Raw genomic sequence first — 23,419 nt, 5'->3', positions numbered from 1 at the left:
CCCGGCCATCAGGTTGGTCGCAGTCGGCTGATGGGTGGGAGTCCTGCGAGGGCTTGATGCCGGCGTCGGGTGTTGTAGTGCTCGTTCCAGGGTGCCAGAGCCTCGGTGCGTTCGTCGTTCGAGGTGTATGCCTGCCGGTAGGCCCACTCGGTCGCGAGCGTGCGGTTGTAGCGTTCGGCCTTGCCGTTCTGCCACGGGCAGTGTGGTCGGATGAACTTCTGGACGATGCCGTGGGTGGCGCACACCTCGCGCAGCGACCATCGGTAGGCCCACGCGTTGTCCGTCATCAGCCGTTCGATCCGGTCGATGCCGTGCGCGGCGAAGTAGTCGATGGCGCGCTCGAAGAACGCCGCACAGGTCGTGCCCTTCTCGTCGGCCAGGACCTCGGAGTAGGCAAGCCTGGAGTGGTCGTCGACGACGGAGTGGATGTAGTCATAGCCGACCTTGGCGTGCTTGTCGGTCCTGGACTGATGGTTCGTGACCGTTTCGCCGCGTCCACGCCAGCCGCCGCCGTCGGGGATGCGGCCGAGCTTCTTGACGTCCATGTGGACCAGCTCGCCTGGACGATCCCGCTCGTATCTCACCGCCGTGGCCTTCTGTCGACGCCGTGTGAATACTGACCCCGTGGCGACGGGTGAATGTTGACCCCTCCGACACTCTTGGAGGGTGATTTCAGTGGAGGACTGGGCGGAGATCCGCCGTTTGCATAGGGCCGAGGGGATGGCGATCAAGGCGATCGCTCGACAGCTCGGGGTGGCGCGGAACACGGTGAGGTCGGCGTTGGCGTCGGACGGTCCGCCGGTGTATCGACGGCCGTCGAAGGGGTCTCTGGTCGACGCCGTCGAGCCCGAGATCCGCAAGCTGCTGCGCGTGGATGCGCGGATGCCCGCGACAGTCATCGCGGAGCGCATCGGCTGGGAGCACTCGATGACGATCCTGAAGGACCGGGTCCGGCTGATCCGGCCCGAGTACGCCGGCGTGGATCCTGCGGACCGGATCGTCCACCAGGCGGGTGAGGCCGCACAGATGGACCTGTGGTTCCCGGCCCCGAGGATCCCGGTGGGCTTCGGGCAGGCCGCGATGCTGCCGGTGCTGGTGATGACGTTGACGTTCTCGCGGTACCTAAGCGCGGTGATGCTGCCCTCCCGTCAGGGCGGCGACCTGGTCGCGGGGATGTGGCAGCTGATCAGCCAGGTCGGCGCGGTGTCGAAGACGCTGGTGTGGGACCGTGAGGCCGCGATCGGTGGCAAGGGCAAGGTCACCGCGCTGGCCGCCGCGTTCGCCGGCACCTTGGCGACCAGGGTGGTGCTCGCCCCGCCACGCGATCCGAAGTTCAAGGGCATGACGGAACGCAACAACCAGTACTTCGAGACATCGTTCCTGCCAGGACGGCAGTTCTCATCGCCGACGGACTTCAACATGCAGATGGCGGACTGGCTGCCGCGCGCCAACGCGCGCACGATCCGGTCGCTGGGCGGGCGACCCGTCGATGTGCTGGGTGAGGATCTGGCCGCGATGACGGTGCTGCCACCGCATCCACCAGCGACGGGCTTGACCACCCGGGTGCGGCTCAGCCGGGACTACTACGTGCGGATCGACCGCAACGACTACTCCGTCGACCCGCGCTTCATCGGCCGGCTGGTCGACGTCACCGCGACCTTGTCCCGGGTGGTCGTGGTGTGCGACGGCACGGTCGTGGCCGACCATGCCCGCGCGTGGGCGTCCGCGGCCGTGATCACCGACCCTGCACACGTCGAGATCGCCAAGGGGCTGCGCCGGCAGTTCTCGGACGCGAAGCGCGAGCGTGAACGCGCCGCCGCCGCGGCTGGCCAGCGGCCGACGATGGTGCGTGACATCGCCGACTACGACACGTTGTTCGGCATCGGCTTCGACACCGGGAAGGACGCCGCCTGATGGGGGCCACCACCGACACTGCGGCGACGCTGGACTACCTGGCACGCGCATTGAAGACGCCCACGATCGCACGCGTGTGGGACCAGCTGGCGTCCCTGGCACGGGAGGAGGGCTGGTCGCATGAGGAGTACCTCGCAGCGGTCCTGCAACGTCAGGTCGCGGACCGGGAAGCCAACGGCACTGCGCTGAGGGTCGCGGGCGCGCACTTCCCTGCGGTGAAGACACTGGAGGACTTCAACGTCGACCACCAGCCCGCGCTTCGCCGTGACGTGCTCGCCCACTTGGCGACCACGACGTGGATCCCGAAGGCCGAGAACGTGATCCTGCTGGGCCCGCCCGGGGTCGGCAAGACCCACCTGGCCATCGCGTTGGGCATCAAGGCCTGTCACGCGGGCTATCCGGTCGCGTTCGACACCGCCACCGGCTGGGCGGCACGACTCCAGGGCGCGCACCAGGCCGGACGGCTCGAGCACGAACTACGAAGGCTCAAGCGCTACCGACTGCTGATCGTCGACGAGGTCGGCTACCTGCCCTTCGACGCCGACACCGCGAACCTGTTCTTCCAGCTCATCGCGGCCCGCTACGAGCAAGGCTCGATCCTGATCACGTCGAACATGCCCTTTGGCCGGTGGGGCGAGATCTTCGCCGATGACATCGTCGCGGCCGCGATGATCGACCGCCTGGTCCACCACGCCGAGGTACTCCAACTGGCCGGCGACTCCTACCGGACAAGGGCCCGACGCGAGCTGCTACAGACCCCGCCCACCAGCGGCGGCAACCAATAACAACAACCCCGAGGGGTCAACTTTCAAACGACGAAAAGGGGTCAGAATTCGAGCGCCGTTGACACCTTCGACGCACGGATGACCTCGCCCGTCATCGGGTCGAGCGCGGAGATGTGTGGCACGTGGTGGCGGGCCAGGATGCGCGACACCGTACGGGGAGCAAGACCCAAGTCCGCTGCGACACCATCGCGGCCCTGGCGGGTGGTGCGCCGGTGCTCGAGGACCGCGGCTTCGACATCACTACTGGTCCGGGTGCGGCAGTGGTGTGGCCTGCTGCTGCGATCGACCAGGCCGTCATCGCCTTCGGCTTCGAACCGTGCGATCCACGTGTGGACGCATTTGCGGGATACGCCCATCGCGGCGGCGATGTGGGCTTGAGCCCAGCCCTGGCGGTGGCGTTGGACGATCAGACGCCGGCCGTGCACGGTCAGACGGGCATTAGCGTGGGACACGAGAACCTCCGGGTTGTGCAGACGTCAGACATCTCCACTAAGCCCGGAGGTTCTCCTCTTCACAACCCGAGCGGTGCTACCAACGTGCTGGCCCGGTACACCTAGTTGCGCTGCTGCTGGCCGTCATCGGCGCCTGGCTGGGCGCGCTCGACCACGCATCACCGACGGTCTCCGTCGCCGGTTCGCTTGTCGTCTCCTACACCTACGACAATCACTCACGCGCGGTAGCGGTCGCTAGCGACACGGAGGAGCGCGGACCGCCGCCCGGGGACTACATCGCCACCATGCACAACGCTGTCGGGAGCCTGACCCGGTCTCGTGGACACGGGTGGTGTGTTGATCATGCCGCGATGGCGGCACGGGTGTGAAGGGCTTCGTACTCGACGGGGCTGAGGTGGCCGAGCGAGGTGTGGCGGTGGCGAGGGTTGTAGATGCCCTCGATCCATTCGAACATCGCGGATGCGAGCTCGGTGCGGGAGTTCCAGTCGTGGCGGTTGAGCAGTTCGCGCGGCATGGTCGACCAGAACGACTCGATCGGGGCGTTGTCTACGCTCGAGACCACTCGCCCCATCGATCCCAGGTGCCCTGCCTGGCGTCGCCGGTGGCCGTAGACCCTACTCGAACCGCCACGCGCTGTACGCGGGTGTCTCCGCGTGTGCTGGCACAACCTGGGCTCCCCAAACTGACGGTGCTTGGGTCTCCGCGCTGCGTCGCATGGCGTGGCAGTCGTGCCGGACGCCGGTGTCCCCGCGCGTGCACGAAGATGCCCGGCTGGCGTCCTGGACGATGCATCGGCCGCGTGGAGGCTCGGGTGCCATCCACACCTCCATCCACACGAGCTCGCGAACAACCAGAGACAACAACGGCCAAACGTGGAGAGCTAAGCGCGGCCGAGTCCAACGACCGCGGACAACCACAGACGACCAAAGTGGATCAAAACTAGCCAAATACCAGGTAAAATGATCTCCTAAGGCGGGTTTCGATCGTTCGAGTTTGTCGAACTGGACTCGTCGTTTTCGGCCCGTTCCGCCTGGTGGTGCAGGGGCTCTTGGGGTGCCGCTGCGACGTGCCGGTTGAGGTTCGCTACTGGTAGGGCCCGATGTCGAGGCGGCATCGGCTCCGACATCGGAAGCCGACACCTCCGGCGTTGTCGCATGCGGTCAACGCCCGTTCGACGGGCCTACTCGTGGCCGCGGAGCCGCTGGTCGGATTTCCGGCGCAGCTCTGCGCGGCATTGGAGCAAGTAGGCATACGCACTGATCGCCGAAGTGCCCCATTCGCCGTCGATCGACACTAGGCGGGCGAGCGGGGAGACGACGCCAAGTTCGCCAGCGGGCTCGACGATCGTGCCGGCGTACGGATCGTTGGGTGCGGAGCGGAGCACAAAGGCCTTCGCGCCGTACTCGCGCCGGATGATGGTCGCAGCGGTACGGCCCGTGAACTCTCCGTGAGAGGTGCGGATGGAGGTCAAGGAAGTTCCATTCGAGATTGTCAATGAGGATGGGTCGATCAGCGCGGAGACGCCGATCTCGTTCACGCCTGGCTCGATAGACCGCTATGCAGCGGCTCGAATCGGCACCAGTTGCGCGTCGACGTCCTCGAGCTTGAACCTCAGGCCGCGGACATTCTTGATTCTGTAGGCCTGGAGGTCCCCATCGCGGACCATGTCGTAGATCTTGCGCTTGCTCAGTCTCAGACGGCACTTCACGTCTTCGATCGTGAGCGTCGGAGCCAGGTGGGTGTCGGCGAGATCGCGGCGAGCGGGGAGCGGGGAGATGTTGTCCATGGCCGCTACTTTGCACCAAATCGTACTGGAAGTCTCGCCGAAAGTGTGGTAGTGTACTCCATTCTTCGCTACGGGCGTAACCCTGCAGCCCGGCATGTCCCGTTTTGCGGTAGTTTGCGGCTCCTCGGGGTCTGGCTTGAGACTCCGGGTCGGCTGTTCGAGATCGTTTCGCGGCACTCGCGGGGCGTGCATGTGCGGGCGGCACCCGGTGCCTGTGAGCGTTTCCGTGCGTTGCGATAGCCCCCGACGGTGCCGCGTTCGTGGGGGCTCCCGGCAGTAGGACGCTGTGTGCTGTGTGCTACGCGGCCGCGCCGTCCTCGTCGAGTGCGCGGCGCGACATCTCAGCGGCGATGTCCCGCTGGCGCGCCATTGTTGAGTGCTGGTAGATGAGCGCGGTGCGGGGCGTCCGGTGGCCGAGCCGGTGCATGACCTCGGCGAGCGTCGCGCCGGACTGCGACGCGAGCGACGCCCCCGTGTGGCGCAGGTTGTGGAACGGGATGTCAGGTGCGCCCGCACGCTTGAGAGCGGCTTTCCACGCGTGGAAGAAGGTGGTCGAGGAAAGGTGCTTCGCTCTCTGGGCCTGGAAGACCAGCGCGTCGGACTCTGGCTTGACGAAGAGCTCGACGTGGTCATGGAGCAGCGGAAGGATGTGTGGCGGGATTGTGACTTCTCGGAAGCTGGCGGCCTTGGGATCGCCGGGATCGGTCCAGTGGCCCTTCGTGCCCGCCTTCTTGTTTGCACGCTTGAAGCGGGCCGCGACGTTGACTCTCAGCACGCCGTGCTCGAGGTCCAGATCGGACCGGCGCAAGGCCTGGAGTTCGGCCGTGCGCAGAGCGCAGTAGCACCCGAGCGCGATTAGGGCGATCCACTCGGGCCTTCCGATGCCATGGGCGACGAGCGCCGGCTGCGTCGCGCGGTACCGTGCGGCCCGCGCCTCCTTCTCGCTGCCGCCTGCGGCGCGGGCAGCCGCGACTGCCGCGCGGGTGTCAGCGCGCACACGCGCCACATCGCATGCGGACCCCATCGCCTCGGCGACGTCGGCGAGCTGCTCGATCGTGAGAATCAGGCCGGGCTTATCTGCCTTCGACTGGATGACGTTCTCGAGCGTGCACGGATTCCGCTTGATCAGACCGCGCTTCACGGCCTTGTTCAGCATCGCGCGAAGCACTGAGTATGCCTGCTCTCTCGGCCGTCGGCTCACGGACTTCCTCGCCCACTCGTGCCAGGCCTCGACGTCGACATAGCCGAGCGACTTCAGTGTCCTCGCGCCGAGCATGGGGTAGACGTGCTTGTCGAGCAGGGTGCTGTAGAGGTCGATGGTGGACTCCTCGCGCCCGTCAGCCGCGAGCCAATCGTCGCCGAACTCGCGAAGCGTGAGCTGTGTCGCGACCTTGCGCTGGTCAGGGGCGGTCCATTTGCCCTTCTCGATCAGCTTCCTCTCGCTCTTGAGCCACTGCTGAGCTGATGATTCCCACTGGAAGGTGTGCGGAGCCTTGTGGCGACGGAGATCAGGGCCCGTGTACTCGGCGCGGAAGTTCCCCGACGGGAGCGTCCTGATCGAGCCCCACTTGCGGCGGCCCTCCTTGTAATTTCTCTTCGCGTTCGCGGGCTTGGCCTGCTTGGGTCCGTTCTTGATCTTCGTCTTCGCCATTGATCCTGCCCTCGACTGGGCGGCCTGGTCGGCCGCGATGTGGCCACCGTGGCATCCGTGGGCGAGCGGTCGCGGGAGATCGTGGGTGTGAGTCGGGCCGTGCGATCTGCGTGCGTTCCGAGGTGCACGTTGATGCACTCCTGTGCATCGACGTGCCACGATCACGGTTTGGTAAAGCGCCTGGTGGTGGGTGTTTCGCCTGGCAGTTCCGATGTGGGTTGAGTGGCGGTCAGAAGCACCGCAAGCTGCTTCGCAAGACGCGCCACCAGCGCCGCAACAAGAAGTAAGCGCCTCGCGCTTCGCACGCCCGTTCCACCTCGCGGTGGGGCGGGCGTTTCGCGTTTTCCGGGGGCCTCCCGAGTCACCCCGCCCGACCGCGCTCCACACGCCTACCTCGTTGTGAACGCTCGCCTGATGCAACTCGCGGCGCATCGCCCGACTGGCACGGGTACAGTTGCAGATTCCGTGTGGAGGCGGGCGATCGCGCGGGACGATGCGCGGCTACAGGTCGCGGGCGGCCTCGGCGTGCGCGTCTGTCCCGGGGGAGCGGCGGCCGCGGCGCAGCAGGCCGCGGCACGCGCCCTTGACGCCGCGGCTGACCTGGATGGTCACCCAGGCCGCGCCGGTCACGGAGGACTTCACGATTCCGCGGCGGCCGCTCTTGCGGCGCTTGCGGAACTCTCGCGACGGCCAGCCACGCTGGTTCGCGAGGCGGCGCATCTTCGGGTCGGGGTTGATGGTGCACGGGTGGCCCACCGCCGCGAGCATCGATGCGTCGTTGACCGAGTCGCCGTACGCGAAGCTCGCCTCCAGGTCCAGCCCGCGCTCCGCGGCGAGCGCCCGCACCGCCGTCGCCTTGGCGGGGCCGTGGAGGAAGTCGCTCTCGAGCCGGCCCGTGTAGTGGCCGCCCTCGTGCTCGGCGACGGTCCCGAGCGCCCCGGTCGCGCCGATGCGCCGCGCGATGAGGCGCCCGATCTCGATGGGCGAGGCCGTCACGAACCACACCTCGTGACCCAGCGCGAGATGCTCGTCGATGATCGCCTTGGTGCCGGGGTAGACGCGGCTGGCGAGCAGCTCGTCGTAGACCTCCTCGGCCACGGCGGTCATCTCCGCGACCGACCAGCCCTTGATGATCCCGAGGCCGTGCTCGCGGATCCGGTCCATCTGGTCCTTGGACTCCCCGAACAGCACGTACGTCGACTGCTCGTAGAACAGCGCGAGGATGTCCTTGAGGCTGAAGTAGTCGCGCTGCCAGAGGCCGCGCGCGATGTGGAACGAGCTCGCACCGCGGATCACCGTGTTGTCGACGTCGAAGAACGCGGCGACCCGGGTCTGCGCGCTCTCGTGGTCCGGGGTCACGCCTCAACTGTAGCGAGAGGCGCGGGGCGCGCTCGTGCGCTCCCTATCCTGGACTCATGCCCGCCCGCGTCACCCTGTACACCCGCGAGGGCTGCCACCTGTGCGTGGACGCCCGCAGCATCGTCCATCAGGTGTGCGCGGAGGCCGGCGAGGAGTGGGTCGAGGTCGACATCGACTCCGATCCCGGGCTGCGGGCCCGCTACACCGACGACATCCCGGTCGCCACCGTCGACGGGCAGACCGTGGGATTCTGGCGCATCGACCCCGAGCGACTGCGCAAAGCCCTCGCGTAGCCGGGTGACAATAGGTCGCATGTCCCGCGTGCACGTCCTCCGCCACGGCCATGTCCACAACCCCGACGGGGTGCTGTACGGCCGGCTGCCGGAGTTCCGCCTCTCCGAGGCGGGCGAGCGCATGGCGCAGGCCGTTGCTGACCACCTGGTCGCCACCGGTGCCCAGGTGGGACGCGTGGTCGCCTCGCCGCTGCTGCGTGCGCAGCAGACTGCGGCTCCCGTCGCCGCCGCCTTCGGGCTGGAGATCGCGACCGAGGACCGCATCATCGAGGCCGACAACGCGTTCGCCGGCGGCCCCACCCCGTCGCCCCGCAGCCTGCTCCACCCTCGCAACTGGTGGCTGCTGCGCAACCCGTTCCGGCCCTCCTGGGGAGAGTCGTACAAGGAGCAGTCCGCGCGCATGCGGGCCGCGATCATCGACGCGGCCGCAGCGAACCCCGGCTCGGAGACGGTCATGGTGAGCCACCAGCTGCCCATCTGGGTCGCGCGCTGCTCCGCCGAGGGCCGCTCGTATGTCCACGACCCCCGGTCGCGCGAGTGCGCCCTCGCCTCGCTCACGAGCTTCGACGTCGATGGCGAGGAGATCCGCTTCGCGGGCTACCAGGCGCCGGCCGCCCATATCGAGGTGCCCCGATGAGGCCTGCCGCGCGCATCGCGATCTTCGCGGCGGTGCTGGTCGCGATCGTGCTCACGCTCGTCGGGTGCGCGCCGGGCGACGCCGCGGAGTCCCCGGGGTACGTCTCGGGCGACGGCACGGTCACCGTGATGGACGATGGCCCCGCCGTCGCGCTCGCGGGCACGGACTTCGCCGGAGAGCCCGTCGACGTCGAGGACTATCGCGGCCAGGTGGTGCTGGTGAACGTCTGGTACGCATCCTGCCCGCCGTGCCGGGCGGAGGCGCCGGACCTCGCGGAGCTCGACGCGCGCGACGACGTCCAGGTCCTCGGCGTCAACGGTCGGGACGATGCGCCGACGGTCGAGGCCTTCGACCGCACCTTCGGCATCGAATACCCGTCCATCGACGACACAGACGGCGCCGCCACCGCGACCCTCCAGGGCCTGGTCGCGATGAACGCGGTCCCCACCACGCTCGTGATCGACCCCGACGGGAACCTGCACGCCCGCGTGATCGGCACCGCCGACCCGTCGACGCTGAAGTCCCTCATCGAGGAGGCCGCCGGGACCGCGGCCCCCGAGGGCGACGCGTGATGCCGCTGGCCGCGGACGTGTCCTTCGCGGGCGTGGCGCTCTCGGGGTCGATGCTGCTCGCGGTCCCCGTCGCGGTGCTCGCCGGCCTGGTGAGCTTCGCGTCCCCGTGCGTGGTGCCGCTCGTCCCCGGCTACCTCGGCTACGTGTCCGGCATGGCGGGCGCGGGCGGCACCGGCAAGGCGTCGAAGCCCAAGCTGGTGATCGGGGCGCTGCTGTTCGTGCTCGGCTTCTCGGCGGTGTTCGTGACGTTCGGCTTCCTCGCCTCGTCGCTCGGCGCCGCCCTCGCGCCGTACCTCACGCTCATCACGCGCCTGCTCGGGGTGGTGATCATCCTGCTCGGCTTCGCCTTCATGGGCGCGCTGCCGTTCCTCCAGACGGAGAAGCGCCTCCATGTCAGCCCCACCGCCGGACTCGCCGGCGCCCCCGTGCTCGGGGTGGCGTTCGGGCTCGGCTGGACGCCGTGCATCGGCCCCACGCTCGCGGCCGTGTACACGCTCGGGCTGTCCGAGGCGACCCAGGGTCGCGGCGTCGCGCTCGCGGTCGCGTACTGCGTGGGGCTGGGCCTGCCGTTCGTGCTGCTCGCGGTCCTGTTCGAGCGATCGGGCAAGGTCCTCGGCTGGCTGCGCCGCCACCGCCTCGCGCTCATGCGGGTCGGCGGCGCGATGCTGATCGTGCTCGGCGTGCTGCTGGTGACGGGCCTGTGGGACAGCCTGACCGCGCAGCTGCAGGGCTGGATCGACTCCTTCTGGGTGGCCGTCTGATGGCGCGCGTCAAGCTCGACAACTACGTGGTGCCGGCCGCACCGCGGCTCGGGTTCCGGGGCTGGCTGCGGTGGATCTGGCGGCAGGTCACGTCGATGCGCGTCGCGCTCATCCTGCTCCTCCTCCTCGCGCTCGCGTCGATCCCCGGCTCGGTGCTGCCGCAGTGGCCGCAGGACGCCGCCGCGACGCGCCAGTTCGTCGCCGACAACCCCTTCTGGGGTCCCATGCTCGACGCGACGGGCTTTCTCGACGTGTTCGGCTCAGCCTGGTTCACCGCGATCTACCTGCTGCTCTTCGCGTCACTGATCGGCTGCATCGCCCCGCGCGCGCTCCACCACTGGCGCGAGCTGCGCCGCCCCATCGCGGCCACGCCTCGCTCGCTCGCCCGCTACGAGGGCGCGGGGCCGGAGACCGCCGACGTGACGGTGGACGATGCTCTGGCGAGGGCCCGCGCCGCGCTTCGCCCCCGCACGGGCCGGGCGGGCGCGCTCACCGGGTACCGCGTGCGGATCGACCGGCGCAAGGACGGGTCGGTCGCGCTCGCGGCGGAGACGGGCCACGTGCGCGAGCTGGGCAACCTGGTTTTCCACGCCTCCCTGGTCGCCGTGCTGATCGCGGTCGCGTACGGGACGCTGTTCACGTACCGCGGGCAGGCGATCGTGGTGGAGGGCCGCTCCTTCACCAACGCCGTCGCCGCGTACGACACCTTCTCCTCGGGCTCGCTCTTCGACCCCGCGGACCTCGACCCGTTCACGCTGCGCCTCGACTCGCTCGACGCAGAGTTCTCCGACACCGGCCGGCCGCTGCACTTCCAGGCGAACGTGACGTTCACCGAGCCCGGTCGGGACGCGGCCGCGGAGGAGATCTCGGTCAACCACCCGCTCGAGTCGGGCGACGCGAAGATCTACCTGCAGGGCAACGGCTACGCGCCCGTCATCACCGTGCGCGACGCCGCCGGCGAGGTCGCCTTCTCCGGTCCGGTGGTGTTCCTCGCGCAGGACGCTGCGTACACGTCGACCGGCGTGATCAAGGCTCCCGACGTCACGACCGGCGAGCAGCTGGGCTTCAAGGCGACGCTGTACCCGACGTTCCTCGAGGGGCCGTTCGCCGTGGCGTCGATCCACCCCGACCCCGCCAACCCGGTGATCGAGATGCTCGCGTACACCGGTGACCTGGGCCTCGACGAGGGGGTCCCGCAGAACGTCTATCGGCTCGACGAGTCGCGGCTCAGCCCCGTGCAGGACGAGGACGGCCAGCCCGTGACCCTGCGCCTCGCGCTCGGGGAGACCGTCGAGCTGCCCGACGGGCTCGGCACCGTGAGCTTCGACTCGCTCCCGCGTTACGGCGCGTTCGACCTGCGCGCCGACCCGTCCCTACCGTGGCTGCTCACCGCGGCGGTGCTCACCCTCGCCGGCCTCGCCACCTCGCTGTTCGCGTCGCGGCGCAAGGTCTGGCTGGTCGCGACGTCGGAGGACGGAACTACAGTGGTCACCGGAGCCGCGTACGCCCCCGCGCACGACACGGGGGTCGGCGCGGCCCTCGAACGCGCGATGGCCGCGGCCGTGGGCCGCGCGCCCGCCCCGGGCGCGGAGGAGAGGGAAGACGCATGAACAACCTGAGCGACCTGAGCGTGATGGCGCTCGGCGGCGCCACGGTGCTGTACGCGATCGCCATGGTCGCGCACGCGATCCGGTTGGCGCGCGTCGCCGACGACAAGGCGGCGGCCCGCTCCGCCGCCCGCGAGGCCGTCGCGGTCGGGGCCCCGGCCCCCGCCCACGGGCTGCCGGTCGCCGAGGCGCCCGTCGCATCGTCCCCGGGAGGCCGTGCGGCCAAGGCGGCCGGCATCGCCAAGGCGACCACCTTCATGGGCGCGGTGCTCCACGGCGTGGGCCTGCTCGCGCGCGGGCTCGACGCGGGCCACGTGCCGTGGTCGAACATGTACGAGTACACGATCTCTGGCTCGTTCTTCGCGGTGGTCGCGTACCTGGTCCTGCAGCGCAAGCGCGACGTCGCGTTCCTGGGCGCCGGCGTCACGGGCCTCGCGACGGTGTCGCTCGGCCTCGCTCTCACGGTGCTCTACAAGGACGTCGACACGCTGCCGCCGGCGTTGCAGAGCTACTGGCTGGTCATCCACGTGTCGATCGCGACCATCGTGACGGGCATCTTCGCGGTGTCCTTCATCGCGACCGTGCTCCAACTGATGCGCGACTCGCGCGACCGCGACGTGCGCTGGGGTGGGACGCGCTTCCGTTGGCTCGAGGCCGTCCCCACCGCCGCGAACCTCGAGGCGCTCTCCTTCCGGCTCAACGCCGTCGGGTTCGTGTTGTGGACGTTCACCGTGATGGCCGGCGCGATCTGGGCCGAGCACGCGTGGGGCCGCTACTGGGGCTGGGATCCCAAGGAGGTCTGGTCGTTCGTCATCTGGGTGCTGTACGCGGCGTACCTGCACGCGCGCACCACGCAGGGCTGGGCCGGGCGCCGCAGCGCGTGGTTGGCGATCGCCGGCTTCACCGCGCTCATCATGAACTTCACCGTGGTCAACCTGTTCTTCCAGGGCCTGCACACCTACGCGGGGTCATGAGTTGAAGGTCGCGCTGGTGCTGGACGACTCGATCGACCGGCCCGACGGGGTGCAGCAGTACGTCCTCACGCTCGCGGGGTACCTGACGCGGGCGGGCCACGAGGTCCACGTGCTGTGCTCCTCGGCGTCGCCGCGCGACGACGTGACGGTGCATTCGGTTGCGCGGAACGTGGGCGTGCAGTTCAACGGCAACGGGCTGCGGATCCCGCTGGCGACGTCGCGGCGGGCTCTGCGGGGGCTCCTGGAGCGCGAGCGCTACGACGTCATCCACGTGCAGATCCCGCACTCGCCGCTGTTCGCGGCGCGCGTCGTGGACGAGGCGCGCAGGCTGCAGGCGCGGTCCGTGAGGATCGTGGGCACCTTCCACATCCTTCCCGACGGCAAGGTGTCCTCCGCGGGCACGCACATGCTCGGGCGGTGGCTGCGGGGGAACCTGCGGAGGTTCGACGCCTTCATGGCGGTGTCCGAGCCGGCGCGCGAGTTCGCGGCGTCCGCGTTCGGGATCTCTGCCGTGGTGGTGCCGTGCCCGGTGGACGTGCGCGGGTTCTCGGCGGCGGCTGCCGCTGCGGCCCCCGTGCCCGGCGACGGCGGGCGTCTGGTGGTCGCGTTCCTAGGCCGGCTGGTCGAGCGCAAGGGCGTCCTCGAGCTGATCCGCGCGCTCGACGCGCTCCCGGACGAGGTGCGGGAGCGGCTCGAGGTGCGGATCGGCGGTCGCGGGCCGCTGTGGGGCGATCTCGAGGCGGCGGTCGAGGTGAGCGGGCTGTCGCATGTGTCGCTCGCGGGCTTCGTCGCGGAGGAGGACAAGGCCGCGTTCTACGCGGACGCCGACATCGCGGTGTTCCCGGCGACGGGCGGCGAGAGCTTCGGGATCGTGCTGGTCGAGGCGATGGCCTCGCTGGCCGGTCGCGGCGACGGCGTGGTGCTCGCGGGCGCGAACCCGGGGTACCTGTCCGTGATCGGGGCGCGACCCGACGTGAGCGTGGACGCGCGCGACGCCGACGTGTTCGCGCAGGCGCTGCTGCGGCTCATCGAGGATCCGGCGCTGCGGGCGGAGATCCACGCCGAGCAGGCCGAGCACGTCCAGCAGTTCGATGTCGAGGTGGTGGGCGCGAAGGTGCTCGAGGTCTACGGCGTCTAGGGCGCGACGTCGCTCAGTTCCCCGCAGCGCGCGACGATCTGTCGATTGCGTCGCTGAGTTCCCCATAGCGCGCCTGGGCGTGGGCGGTGCGGGCCGGATGGTCAGCGCGGCGGGGCCGTCGAGGCGCGCACCACCAGCTCGGTGTCCATGCGGACGTGCTGCTCGCACTGCTCGCCGCGCACCAGCAGGAGCAGCATCTCCATCGCCTCCGCGCCCATGGCCTGGAGAGGTTGGCGGACGGTGGTGAGGGGCACGTCCGCCCCGGCGGCCTCGGGGATGTCGTCGAAGCCGACCACCGACAGCTCGTGCGGGACGGAGATCCCCAGGTCCGCCGCGACGTCCATGACGGCGAGCGCCGTGGTGTCGTTGGCCGCGAAGATCGCGGTCGGGGGCTGGGGGACGCTCAGCATCGACTCGGCGGCCGCGGCGGCGAGCTCGGGCTCGTAGCTGGTCTCCACCACCAGGTCCTCGTCGACCTCGACGCCCGCGGCCGCCATCGCGTCGCGGAAGCCGTCCTCGCGGCGGCGCCCCGAGTCGAGGTCGCGGCGGCCTCCCAGGAAGCCGATGCGGCGGTGCCCCAGCGCGATCAGGTGGTCCGTCGCGGCGCGCGCGCCGCCGTAGTTGTCGGAGTCGACGGTCGGGAGCGACGACGGCCCGTAGTGCGGGTCGATCGCGACCACCGGCACGCCGGTCGCGGTGTTGAGCACCGTGGGGGTGACCAGGATCGCGCCGTCGATGAGTGTGCCTCCCAGCCGCGCGAGGGAGCGGCGCTCCCAGCCGTGGCCGTGGCCGCCGGAGTGCGCGAGGAGCTCGTAGCCGCTGCCCTCGGCCCCCGCCCAGGCGCCCTTCATCAGCTCGGCGGAGAACGGCTCGAAGCCGCCCACCAGGATGCCGAGGACGTTGGTGCGCTGCCCGCGCAGCGCGGCCGCGGAGAGGTTGCCGGCGTAGCCGAGCTCGTCGATCACCTCCTGGACGCGGGCGATGGTGTCCTTCGACACCCCGTACCGGCCGTTCACCACCTTGGACACCGTCGCGACCGAGACCCCCGCGCGGCGGGCGACGTCGGCGAGCTTGACGCGGGCGACCGGTTCCATGCCCGCATGCTACCTGGCAGGCGGGGCGGCGGACGCGCCAGGACCACCCGTTGCGAAAACGTTATCGATAACGTTTGACCAACGGTGCGGAGGGGTGCCACACTCGCCACTGTTCGGCCTGAGTCAACGACGACTGAAAAGGGGAGATCATGGCGAACATGCGACGAGCCGCTGCAGGGGCAGCGGTCGCGGCATCCATGGCGCTGCTGGCAGCGTGCAGCTCGAGCGATCCGGAGGGCGGCGACAGCACCGCCGGCGCGACCTCCGGCGGATCGGGCGACGCGCCCGTCACCCTCACGTGGTGGCACAACGGCGTCGCCGGCGACACCGGCGAGAACTCGCTGGGCGACTACTGGGACAAGGTGGCGGCCGACTACACGGCCGAGCACCCCAACGTCACCATCGAGATCGAGCAGATCCAGAACGAGGACCTCCAGCGCACGCGCATCCCCACCGCGCTGCAGTCGGGCGACGCTCCCGACCTGTTCCAGCAGTGGGGCGGCGGCGAGATGGCCGCGCAGGCCGAGGCGGGCTACCTCATGGACCTGTCCGACACCCTGTCCGCGGACATCGAGCGCCTGGGCGGCGGCGTGGCCCCGTGGCAGGTCGACGGCACCACCTACGGCCTGCCGTTCCAGTTCGCCGTCGAGGGCATCTGGTACCGGCCCTCACTGTTCGAGAAGGCCGGCATCACCTCCGAGCCGACCACCATGGCCGAGCTCGAGGACGCGGTCCAGAAGCTCAAGGACGCGGACATCGTGCCCATCGCGGTGGGCGCCTCCGACGGCTGGCCCGCCGCGCACTGGTGGTACAACTTCGCGCTGCGCTCCTGCGCGCAGGACGTGGTCGCGAACGCCGGCACCAGCCTCGACTTCACGGACCCGTGCTGGCTCGACGCCGGCACCCAGCTCGAGGACTTCATCGGCACCGAGCCCTTCCAGCCGCAGTTCACGTCGACGGTCGCGCAGACCGGTGCGACGTCCTCCGCGGGCATGGTCGCGAACGGCAACGCCGCGATGGAGCTCATGGGCCAGTGGAACTACTTCGTCTACGAGGGCTTCACGGACGGCTCGGACGAGGCGATCGCGGCCCTGCACGAGGACCTCGACTGGTTCCCGATGCCCGCCACCGAGGGCGGTGCGGGCGATCCGTCGGCCGCCATGGGTGGCGGTGACGGCTTCTCCTGCTACGTGGACGCCCCGGTCGAGTGCGCGGACTTCCTCGCGTACATCGTCAGCGACGACGTCCAGCGCGGCTACGCCGAGGCCGTCGGCGGCCTCCCCGTGGCGCCTGCCGCCTCGGACGCCATCACCGACCCGGTCCTGCAGAAGATCGCGCAGACCACGTCGAGCGCCGCGTACGTCCAGCTCTGGATGGACACCCTGCTCGGCCCGAACGTCGGCGGCGCCATGAACGACGGCATCGTCAACATCTTCAACGGCACGGGCGACGCCCAGGGCGTTGTCGACGCGATGATCGCCGCCGCGGCCACCGCCTGACCGATCGCTCCCGAGACCCAAGAAAGCGAGGCTCCCTGGTGACCGCACTGGAGGCCTCGGGTCGGAGCGCGAGCCCCGCCGTCGACAGCTCGTCGGCGGCGGGGTCGCGCCCCGTGACCCCCGCATCCGAGCACACCCGTCGCGCGACGGCCCGCAAGTGGGCGGAGATCGCCCTGTTCGTGGGTCCGGCGATGGTGCTGTTCCTCACCTTCGTCGTCTACCCGGTCGTGTCCGCGGCCCGGTTCAGCCTGTACAAGTGGAACGGCGTCTCGCAGTTCTCCGACGCCGAGTTCATCGGCTTCGAGAACTACGCGCGCGCGCTGTTCGGCGGCACCGACCCCGCCACGCAGCAGGCCTTCACCACCGCGTACTCCCAGCCGTTCTGGGAGGCGCTCAGCCACAACGTCGCGATCATCTTCCTGTCGATGGCGGTGCAGCTGCCCATCGCGCTGATCGTCGCGCTCACGCTCAACCGCAGGTTCCGCGGCCGCGCCTTCACGCGCGTGGTGATCTTCGCGCCGTACGTGCTGAGCGAGGTCATCGCCGGCACCATGTGGCTCATCATCTTCGACCCCAACGGCATCGCCACGGACCTCATGCGCGCCGTCGGCCTCGACATGCCCGCGGGCGGCTGGTTCGAGGACCAGACCTGGGGCTTCTGGACCGTCTTCTTCATCATCACGTGGAAGTACGTGGGCCTCGCGATCATCCTGTTCCTCGCCGGCCTGTCCGGCGTGAGCGAGGACCTGCAGGAGGCCGCCGCGATCGACGGTGCCAGCTGGTGGCAGATCCAGTGGCGCATCAACATCCCGCTGATCGGCCCCACCATCCGCATCTGGGCGTTCCTGTCGATCATCGGCTCGATCCAGCTGTTCGACATGGTGTGGGTCCTCAACCGCGGCGGCACCGCCGGCCAGTACTCGACCATCGCGAGCTACATGATGGAGATCGGGTTCTTCCGGTCCGACTGGGGCTACGGCTCCGCGATCGCCGTGATCATGTTCTTCCTGTCGTTCGTCATCGCGCTCGCCTACATGGCCACCATCCTGCGCCGCGACAACGCGCACCCCCGAAAGGCCCGGTGACCACGATGTCCGTCGACACGTCGACCCGCGCGACCACCGCATCGTCCCCCCGCCGTCGCCAGGGGCTGCTGCCCGAGGGCTCCACGTACGTGGCCGTGGGCATCGCGCTCGTGGGCGTCGGGCTCACGCTCGGCCCGATCCTCTACCTGATCCTCGGCGGCTTCCGCACCCAGGGAGACCTCGCGGCCAACCCGACCGGGCTGCCGGACCCGTGGATGTGGCAGAACTACTGGGACATCCTTGCGAAGCCGCTGTTCTGGCGGCAGCTGCTCAACTCGACGCTGGTCGCCGTCGCGACCACCGCGGGCGTGGTGCTGTTCGGCACCATGGCGGCGTACCCGCTCGCGCGGTACTCGTTCAAGGGCCGCGAGCTCGTGTTCGTCATCTTCACCACGGGCCTGATGTTCCCGCTGACGGTCGCCGTGCTGCCGCTGTACCTGCTGCTGCGCGACCTCGGCATCAGCGGGCTCTGGGGGCTGGTGATCCCGCAGATCGCGTTCGGCCTGCCCGTGACCATCATCATCCTGCGGCCGTTCCTCGCCGCATTGCCCAAGGAGCTCGAGGAGGCGTCCTTCATGGACGGCATCACCCGCATCGGGTTCTTCTGGCGCATGCTGCTGCCCCTCGCACGCCCCGCGATGGTGACGGTGGGAGTGCTCGCGTTCATCGGATCGTGGAACGCGTACCTGCTGCCGCTGCTGCTGCTCACCGGCGATCCGTCCGGCATGACCCTGCCGCTGGGCGTCACCACGTTCCAGGGCCAGCACTCGGCCGCGACCACCATGATCATGGCCTACACGTCGCTCGCGATGCTGCCCGCGCTCGCGTTCTTCCTGCTCATGGAGCGTCGCATCGTCGACGGCCTCACCGGGGCGGTGAAGGGATGACGGCCGTCGACGCACCCGTGTCGGGCCGGGTCGCCGCGCTCGTCGCGGACATGACGCTCGAGGAGAAGCTCGCGCAGATCACCGGCTTCTGGGAGGACGAGAAGGGCGACGTGGTCGCGCCCCTCCAGGGCGAGGTGTCCGTCACCGGCGGCCTGGACGATGCGACGGCTCACGGCATCGGCCACTTCACCCGCATCTACGGCACCACCCCGGTCGATGCCGATGCGCGGGCCAGGGTCCTCTGGGAGCGCCAGCGGGCGCTGGTCACCGGCACCCGGCTGGGCATCCCCGCGATCGTGCACGAGGAGATCCTCACCGGCCTGTCCGCGTGGAAGGCCGCCACCTACCCCGGCCCCCTCACCTGGGGTGCGGCGTTCGACCCGGAGCTGGTCGCCCGGATGGGCGCCCTGATCGGCCGCGATTGCCGGGCGCTCGGGATCCATCAGGGCCTCGCGCCCGTGCTCGACGTGGTGCGCGATCCCCGCTGGGGGCGCGTCGAGGAGTGCATCGGCGAGGACCCGTACCTGGTCGGCGAGATCGGCACGGCGTACGTCGAGGGCGTGCAGTCCCAGGGCGTCGACGCGACGCTCAAGCACTTCGTCGGCTACTCCGCGTCGCAGTCCGGGCGCAACTTCGGGCCCGTCGCGATGGGTCCGCGCGAGCTGCGCGACGTCATGATGGTGCCGTTCGAGATGGCCGTCACCGACGGGGGCGTCCGCTCGGTCATGCACGCGTACACCGAGATCGACGGCGTGCCCACGGCCGCCGACGGCTCGCTCCTCACCGGCGTCCTGCGGGACGAGTGGGGCTTCGACGGCGTGGTGGTCGCCGACTACTTCGGCGTCGCGTTCCTCCACCTGCTCCACGGCATCGCGGGCGACCTGGGCGAGGCCGCGGGGCTGGCGCTCGCGGCCGGCGTCGACGTCGAGCTGCCCACCGGCGACGCGTACCTCGCGCCGCTCGCGGCCGCCGTCCGGTCCGGTGCGGTGCCCGAGGAGCTGGTGGACCGCGCCGCGGGCCGGATCCTCGCGCAGAAGGAGCGGCTGGGCCTGCTCGACGCGACCTTCGACGGCCCCGCGCCGTCCGGCGTCGAGCTCGACGGGCCCGAGCACCGCGAGGTCGCACGGCTCCTCGCGGAGCGCGGCATCGTGCTGCTCGCCAACGACGGCACCCTGCCGCTCGAGGCCGACCCGGCCCGCGCATCATCCCCCGCGGGCGCCCCCCGCATCGCGGTGATCGGCCCGAACGCGGACCGTTACCAGGCGATGTTCGGCTGCTACTCGTTCGCCAACCACGTCCTCGACAAGCGCCCGGGCACCGCGCTCGGACTCGACGTGCCCACCGTGCTCGACGCGATCCGCGACGAGCTGGGGCCGGTGCTGGCCGCGCACGGCTGCGACGTCCAGGGCGACTCGCGCGAGGGCTTCGCGGAGGCCGTGTCCGCCGCGAGCGCCGCCGATGTCGCGGTCCTGGTGGTCGGCGACCAGGCGGGACTGTTCGGACGCGGCACCTCGGGCGAGGGCTGCGACACCGACTCGCTCGAGCTGCCCGGCGTGCAGCGCGCCCTGGTCGAGGAGGTGCTCGCCACCGGCACCCCGGTGGTGCTGGTGCTGGTGACGGGGCGCCCCTACGCGATCGGGTGGGCGCTCGAGCGCTGCGCCGCGGTGGTGCAGGCGTTCTTCCCCGGCGAGGAGGGCGGCCGCGCGATCGCCGGCGTCCTGTCCGGGCGCGTCAACCCGTCCGGCCGTCTGCCCGTCTCGATCCCGCGCGACACGGGCGCGCAGCCGCATACCTACCTCCACCCGCGCCTGGGCGAGGACTCGGACGTCACGAACCTGTCCTCGGCGACGCCTCGGACGTTCGGCGAGGGTCTCTCCTACACGACGTTCGGGTACTCGGGGTTCTCGGCGACGGGAGCCGCGTGCGACGGGACGATGCGGGTGTCGGTTCGCGTGGAGAACACGGGTTCGCGCATGGGCGACGAGGTGGTGCAGGTCTACGCACGGGTGCGACGAGGGTCCGTGACCCGGCCGGTCGCTCAGTTGGTCGGCTTCGCGCGCGTGCCCCTCGCGGCCGGCGAGTCGCGCGAGGTGGTGCTCGACATCCCCGCGGCGCGGCTCGCGTTCTCGGGGCGCGACCTGGTGCGCGCCGTCGAGCCGGGCGAGGTCGAGCTGTGGGTCGGCACGCCCCGGGTCCGGGAGGCGGAGGCGGTGGTGACGCTCACCGGGGACCGGACCCCGGTGGGACGCGAGAGCGCGAGGCGGGTGCGCGTCGAGGTCACGTGAAACGCGGCGGACGCCGGGTCGCGCCGCGTGCCGCCGGACCACCGACTCAACGGTCCTGCATACGGGTCGGCGCGACCCGTATGCAGGACTGCCTCGAGGGTGATCCTGCATGCAGGACCGAGGGTTAGCGCCCCTCGCCGCTCTGCCTCTTGCGCCGCGCCTGATCGCGCAGCCACGCGAGGTACTCGGGGTCGTCGTCGGGGGCGACGGGCTGCGAGCGGCGCTCGGGGCCGATGTCCGGGCGCAGCCGGCTGAGCAGGATCCAGCCGATCGCTCCCACATAGGGCAGCAGCACGATGATCGCCGCCCACATCCACTTGGAGACGCCGTACGGGGCCTTCTCGGGGCGCTGCAACGCGTCCGAGAGCGCGTACGTGGTGAGGCCCAGGTAGATCAGGAGGGGGAGGATGCGGCCCATCGATCAAGCGTACGCCGGGTACCGTTGACGCATGAGCGTTCTTGCCTACTGGGGTACCCGTACGGGCATCTTCGCCACCATCGTGTTCGGCCTCTGGCTGGTGGGCTGGTGGGACGTCATCGCGATCATCGCCGCGTTCGTGCTCGCGTGGCTGGTGTCCTACCTGATGCTGCCCGGCCTGCGCGTGCGCGCGGCCCGCCAGATGGACGGCTGGATCTCCCGCGGCGAGAGGGGCCTGCGCGAGGCGGACGCCGAGGAGGACGCGGAGATCGGCGCGGACTCCGACCACGACGCCGACGCGAAGAGCTGATCTACAGCGCGAGCCCGACCGCCAGCAGCAGCCCGTACGCGAGCCCCACGCCGCTGATCCCCTGGAACATCACGCCGAAGTTCCTGCCCGACGCGCCCATCCGCATCCCGAACGCGATGATCACGGACGGCAGCGCGACCACCGTGGAGATCAGCACCCACGGGTGCGCGAACGCGACCACCACGGACAGCACCACGGGCAGCGTCACGGACGCGGCGAACAGCTGGCGCGCGCGCAGCTCGCCCACCTTCACCGCCAGCGTCCGCTTGCCCGCGAGCGCGTCGGTCTCGAGGTCGCGGATGTTGTTGACCAGCAGCAGGGCGACCGCGTAGAGCCCCACGCCCACGGACGCCACCACCGCCCACCACGTGACATGACCCGCCTGGGTCAGCATGGTGCCGAGCACCGCGACCGGCCCGAAGAAGATGAAGACGCTGACCTCGCCCCAGCCCGCGTATCCGTACGGCCGGGAGGACCCGGTGTAGGTCCATGCCGCGACGATCGCCACCGCGCCGACTGCCAGCAGCCACCACATGCTCACGTACACCACGAGCGCGAGCCCCAGCAGGGCGCCTGCCAGGAACGCCAGGTACGCCGCACGCTTGACCGAGGAGGGCAGCGCCTTGCCCGACGCGACCAGGCGCTCGGGCCCGATCCGGTCGATGTCGGTGCCGCGGATCCCGTCCGAGTAGTCGTTCGCGTAGTTCGACCCGATCTGCAGCGCGAGCGCCACGCCGAGCGCGAGCAGCGCCGGGACCAGCCGGAAGCCGTCCTCCGCGATGGCGGCCGCGGAGCCCACGATCACGGGCACGGCGCCGGTCCAGAGCGTCCGCGGGCGGGCGCCCGCGATCCAGTCGGCGGTGGTGGTCATCGGTCCTCCTCGCTCGCCAGCGCACGCGTGGCCGGCCGGTCAATCTTCCCACCCGCGGTGCGGGGCACCGGCGCATGGACGATGCGCTTGGGACGCTCGTACGGGGCGAGGCCTTCCAGCGCGGCGGCGACCGCCGCATCGTCCACCCGCCCCTCGACCACCGCGACCACGGCCTCGCCCCACTCCGCGTCGGGGATGCCCACCACCGCGACCGCGGTCGCGCCGGCACGTTCGAGCGCGAGCTCGATGCGCTGCGGGTGGACCTTCACCCCGCCCGTGTTGATGACGTGGTCCGCGCGGCCGAGCACGGCGAGGCGGCCGTCCGCGCGCCGCTCGCCCACGTCGGACGTGCGGAACCAGCGGACGCCGTCGATCTCGATGAAGGCGGACCCGTCGCCGTCGGCGTACCCGGCGGCGAGCGTGGGACCGGACAGCAGGATCCGGCCGTCGCCGTCGATCCGGACGCCCACGCCGTCGAGCGGGACGCCGTCGTACACGCAGCCGCCCGACGTCTCGCTCATGCCGTACGTGCGCACCAGGTTCGCGGGCGCGCCGCGCTCGGGCAGCGCCGCGCCGCCCACCAGCACGGCGTCATAGGTGGCGAGGGCATCGCGTCCCTCCGCGTCCGCGAGCAGGCGGCGCACCTGGGTGGGGACCAGCGACACGTGCCGGCGGCCCGGGGGCAGGGCGGCGGTGGCGTCCGCGAAGGCCGATGCGGTGAACGGGCCCGCGGGCAGCGTCGCCAGGGGCGTGCCGGCCAGTCGGGCACGTGCCACCACCATCGCGCCGCCGATCCGCGTCGCGGGGATCGCGAGCAGCCAGGCGGCCTCGCCGCCGAGCCGCGCCGCGGTCAGCTCCGCGCTCGCGCGGATCGCGGAGGCGGGCACCAGGACCTCCCGGGGCGCGCCCGTGGACCCGGACGTCGCGGCGGCGACGCCGTCCGCCCGCCCGGCCAGCGCATCGTCCACCGCGGCGAACGGATCGTCGGCGAGGCGCGCGTAGGTCACGCGGAACAGCCTATTGCCGCGCCTACACTCGTCG

General features: G+C 70.5%; 24 protein-coding genes and 1 pseudogene. 14 read left to right on the top strand and 11 right to left on the bottom strand.

Features of this window, described 5'->3' with window-relative positions:
• Positions 1-8: 8 nt before the first annotated feature.
• Positions 9-605: pseudogene (locus AOM01_RS12800) on the bottom strand (integrase core domain-containing protein); the annotation flags it as partial.
• A gap of 61 nt (positions 606-666) precedes the next feature.
• On the opposite strand from AOM01_RS12800, the gene istA reads away from it, so the two are divergent.
• On the top strand, positions 667-1,914 hold the full coding sequence (gene istA, locus AOM01_RS12795) for an IS21 family transposase (RefSeq protein WP_156155977.1): 1,248 nt from the start codon (positions 667-669) through the stop codon (positions 1,912-1,914).
• Positions 1,914-2,699: an IS21-like element helper ATPase IstB gene (gene istB, locus AOM01_RS12790; RefSeq protein ID WP_062294202.1), complete on the top strand. Its 786-nt coding sequence runs from the start codon at positions 1,914-1,916 to the stop codon at positions 2,697-2,699. The genes istA and istB overlap by 1 nt, the downstream gene beginning before the upstream one ends.
• Positions 2,700-2,740: 41 nt before the next feature.
• Here the strand turns inward: istB and AOM01_RS12785 are convergent, their stop codons facing one another.
• The 6 genes from AOM01_RS12785 to AOM01_RS12760 all read right to left on the bottom strand — a co-directional run bounded on the left by AOM01_RS12785 (position 2,741) and on the right by AOM01_RS12760 (position 7,947).
• Entirely contained in the window at positions 2,741-3,151 is a 411-nt protein-coding gene (locus AOM01_RS12785) for a leucine zipper domain-containing protein (RefSeq protein ID WP_062294200.1), read from the bottom strand.
• 340 nt (positions 3,152-3,491) lie between these two features.
• Positions 3,492-3,722, bottom strand: coding sequence for an integrase core domain-containing protein (locus tag AOM01_RS12780; protein ID WP_082110246.1), 231 nt, complete (start codon positions 3,720-3,722; stop codon positions 3,492-3,494).
• A 609-nt stretch (positions 3,723-4,331) separates the two neighbouring features.
• Positions 4,332-4,688 carry a hypothetical protein gene (locus tag AOM01_RS12775; RefSeq protein ID WP_062294196.1) on the bottom strand — a complete coding sequence of 119 codons (357 nt, stop codon included), beginning with the start codon at positions 4,686-4,688 and terminating at the stop codon, positions 4,332-4,334.
• Positions 4,689-4,706: 18 nt separating this feature from the next.
• Positions 4,707-4,937 (bottom strand): helix-turn-helix domain-containing protein, encoded by a 231-nt coding sequence (locus AOM01_RS14645; protein WP_062294194.1) that lies wholly within the window; start codon positions 4,935-4,937, stop codon positions 4,707-4,709.
• A gap of 298 nt (positions 4,938-5,235) precedes the next feature.
• Positions 5,236-6,588, bottom strand: a complete 1,353-nt coding sequence (locus AOM01_RS12765; protein ID WP_062294193.1) for a tyrosine-type recombinase/integrase — start codon at positions 6,586-6,588, stop codon at positions 5,236-5,238.
• A gap of 501 nt (positions 6,589-7,089) precedes the next feature.
• Positions 7,090-7,947 (bottom strand): HAD family hydrolase, encoded by an 858-nt coding sequence (locus tag AOM01_RS12760; RefSeq protein WP_082110244.1) that lies wholly within the window; start codon positions 7,945-7,947, stop codon positions 7,090-7,092.
• A gap of 56 nt (positions 7,948-8,003) precedes the next feature.
• On the opposite strand from AOM01_RS12760, the gene AOM01_RS12755 reads away from it, so the two are divergent.
• Genes AOM01_RS12755 through AOM01_RS12725 form a run of 7 tightly spaced genes read left to right on the top strand, consistent with a single transcriptional unit; the run spans position 8,004 to position 13,929 of the window.
• Positions 8,004-8,240, top strand: a complete 237-nt coding sequence (locus AOM01_RS12755; RefSeq protein ID WP_062294191.1) for a glutaredoxin family protein — start codon at positions 8,004-8,006, stop codon at positions 8,238-8,240.
• 19 nt (positions 8,241-8,259) lie between these two features.
• Complete coding sequence (locus AOM01_RS12750; RefSeq protein WP_062294188.1) at positions 8,260-8,877, top strand: histidine phosphatase family protein; 618 nt, start codon at positions 8,260-8,262, stop codon at positions 8,875-8,877.
• Positions 8,874-9,449, top strand: coding sequence for a TlpA family protein disulfide reductase (locus tag AOM01_RS12745; RefSeq protein ID WP_062294186.1), 576 nt, complete (start codon positions 8,874-8,876; stop codon positions 9,447-9,449). The genes AOM01_RS12750 and AOM01_RS12745 overlap by 4 nt, the downstream gene beginning before the upstream one ends.
• Complete coding sequence (locus AOM01_RS12740; RefSeq protein ID WP_062294266.1) at positions 9,449-10,210, top strand: cytochrome c biogenesis CcdA family protein; 762 nt, start codon at positions 9,449-9,451, stop codon at positions 10,208-10,210. Before AOM01_RS12745 ends, AOM01_RS12740 begins: the two co-directional genes overlap by 1 nt.
• Positions 10,210-11,820 carry a cytochrome c biogenesis protein ResB gene (gene resB, locus AOM01_RS12735; protein WP_062294184.1) on the top strand — a complete coding sequence of 537 codons (1,611 nt, stop codon included), beginning with the start codon at positions 10,210-10,212 and terminating at the stop codon, positions 11,818-11,820. The genes AOM01_RS12740 and resB overlap by 1 nt, the downstream gene beginning before the upstream one ends.
• On the top strand, positions 11,817-12,791 hold the full coding sequence (gene ccsB, locus AOM01_RS12730) for a c-type cytochrome biogenesis protein CcsB (protein WP_062294182.1): 975 nt from the start codon (positions 11,817-11,819) through the stop codon (positions 12,789-12,791). Before resB ends, ccsB begins: the two co-directional genes overlap by 4 nt.
• A gap of 1 nt (position 12,792) precedes the next feature.
• Positions 12,793-13,929, top strand: coding sequence for a glycosyltransferase family 4 protein (locus AOM01_RS12725; RefSeq protein WP_062294180.1), 1,137 nt, complete (start codon positions 12,793-12,795; stop codon positions 13,927-13,929).
• Between the two features lie 101 nt (positions 13,930-14,030).
• Here AOM01_RS12725 and AOM01_RS12720 read toward each other — a convergent pair whose 3' ends face one another.
• The gene (locus tag AOM01_RS12720; RefSeq protein ID WP_062294178.1) at positions 14,031-15,023 is read right to left on the bottom strand and encodes a LacI family DNA-binding transcriptional regulator; all 993 of its coding nucleotides are present in this window, start codon (positions 15,021-15,023) and stop codon (positions 14,031-14,033) included.
• A gap of 149 nt (positions 15,024-15,172) precedes the next feature.
• Between AOM01_RS12720 and AOM01_RS12715 the strand changes: the two genes are divergently transcribed.
• From AOM01_RS12715 to AOM01_RS12700, 4 genes are read left to right on the top strand one after another with little or no spacing between them, the layout of a single operon-like run.
• Positions 15,173-16,522, top strand: a complete 1,350-nt coding sequence (locus AOM01_RS12715; protein WP_062294177.1) for an ABC transporter substrate-binding protein — start codon at positions 15,173-15,175, stop codon at positions 16,520-16,522.
• A 38-nt stretch (positions 16,523-16,560) separates the two neighbouring features.
• A complete protein-coding gene (locus AOM01_RS12710) occupies positions 16,561-17,607 on the top strand; it encodes a carbohydrate ABC transporter permease (protein ID WP_062294175.1) in 1,047 nt (348 codons plus the stop codon).
• A 5-nt stretch (positions 17,608-17,612) separates the two neighbouring features.
• A complete protein-coding gene (locus AOM01_RS12705) occupies positions 17,613-18,494 on the top strand; it encodes a carbohydrate ABC transporter permease (protein WP_174441896.1) in 882 nt (293 codons plus the stop codon).
• Positions 18,491-20,779, top strand: coding sequence for a beta-xylosidase/alpha-l-arabinosidase (locus tag AOM01_RS12700; RefSeq protein WP_062294172.1), 2,289 nt, complete (start codon positions 18,491-18,493; stop codon positions 20,777-20,779). The genes AOM01_RS12705 and AOM01_RS12700 overlap by 4 nt, the downstream gene beginning before the upstream one ends.
• A 124-nt stretch (positions 20,780-20,903) precedes the next feature.
• Here AOM01_RS12700 and AOM01_RS12695 read toward each other — a convergent pair whose 3' ends face one another.
• Positions 20,904-21,197, bottom strand: coding sequence for a PLD nuclease N-terminal domain-containing protein (locus tag AOM01_RS12695; RefSeq protein WP_062294169.1), 294 nt, complete (start codon positions 21,195-21,197; stop codon positions 20,904-20,906).
• A 31-nt stretch (positions 21,198-21,228) separates the two neighbouring features.
• On the opposite strand from AOM01_RS12695, the gene AOM01_RS12690 reads away from it, so the two are divergent.
• On the top strand, positions 21,229-21,507 hold the full coding sequence (locus AOM01_RS12690) for a DUF4229 domain-containing protein (protein ID WP_062294167.1): 279 nt from the start codon (positions 21,229-21,231) through the stop codon (positions 21,505-21,507).
• Position 21,508: 1 nt separating this feature from the next.
• Here AOM01_RS12690 and AOM01_RS12685 read toward each other — a convergent pair whose 3' ends face one another.
• On the bottom strand, positions 21,509-22,378 hold the full coding sequence (locus AOM01_RS12685) for a 1,4-dihydroxy-2-naphthoate polyprenyltransferase (RefSeq protein WP_062294165.1): 870 nt from the start codon (positions 22,376-22,378) through the stop codon (positions 21,509-21,511).
• Positions 22,375-23,385 carry an AMP-binding protein gene (locus AOM01_RS14640; protein WP_062294163.1) on the bottom strand — a complete coding sequence of 337 codons (1,011 nt, stop codon included), beginning with the start codon at positions 23,383-23,385 and terminating at the stop codon, positions 22,375-22,377. Before AOM01_RS14640 ends, AOM01_RS12685 begins: the two co-directional genes overlap by 4 nt.
• Between the last annotated feature and the right edge of the window lie 34 nt (positions 23,386-23,419).

Source organism: Demequina phytophila, from assembly GCF_000971135.1.
In the GTDB taxonomy this organism is placed as follows: domain Bacteria; phylum Actinomycetota; class Actinomycetes; order Actinomycetales; family Demequinaceae; genus Demequina; species Demequina phytophila.
The sequence above is the reverse complement of the archived record's forward strand: the minus strand, read 5'-3'. Positions and strand labels throughout refer to the sequence as shown.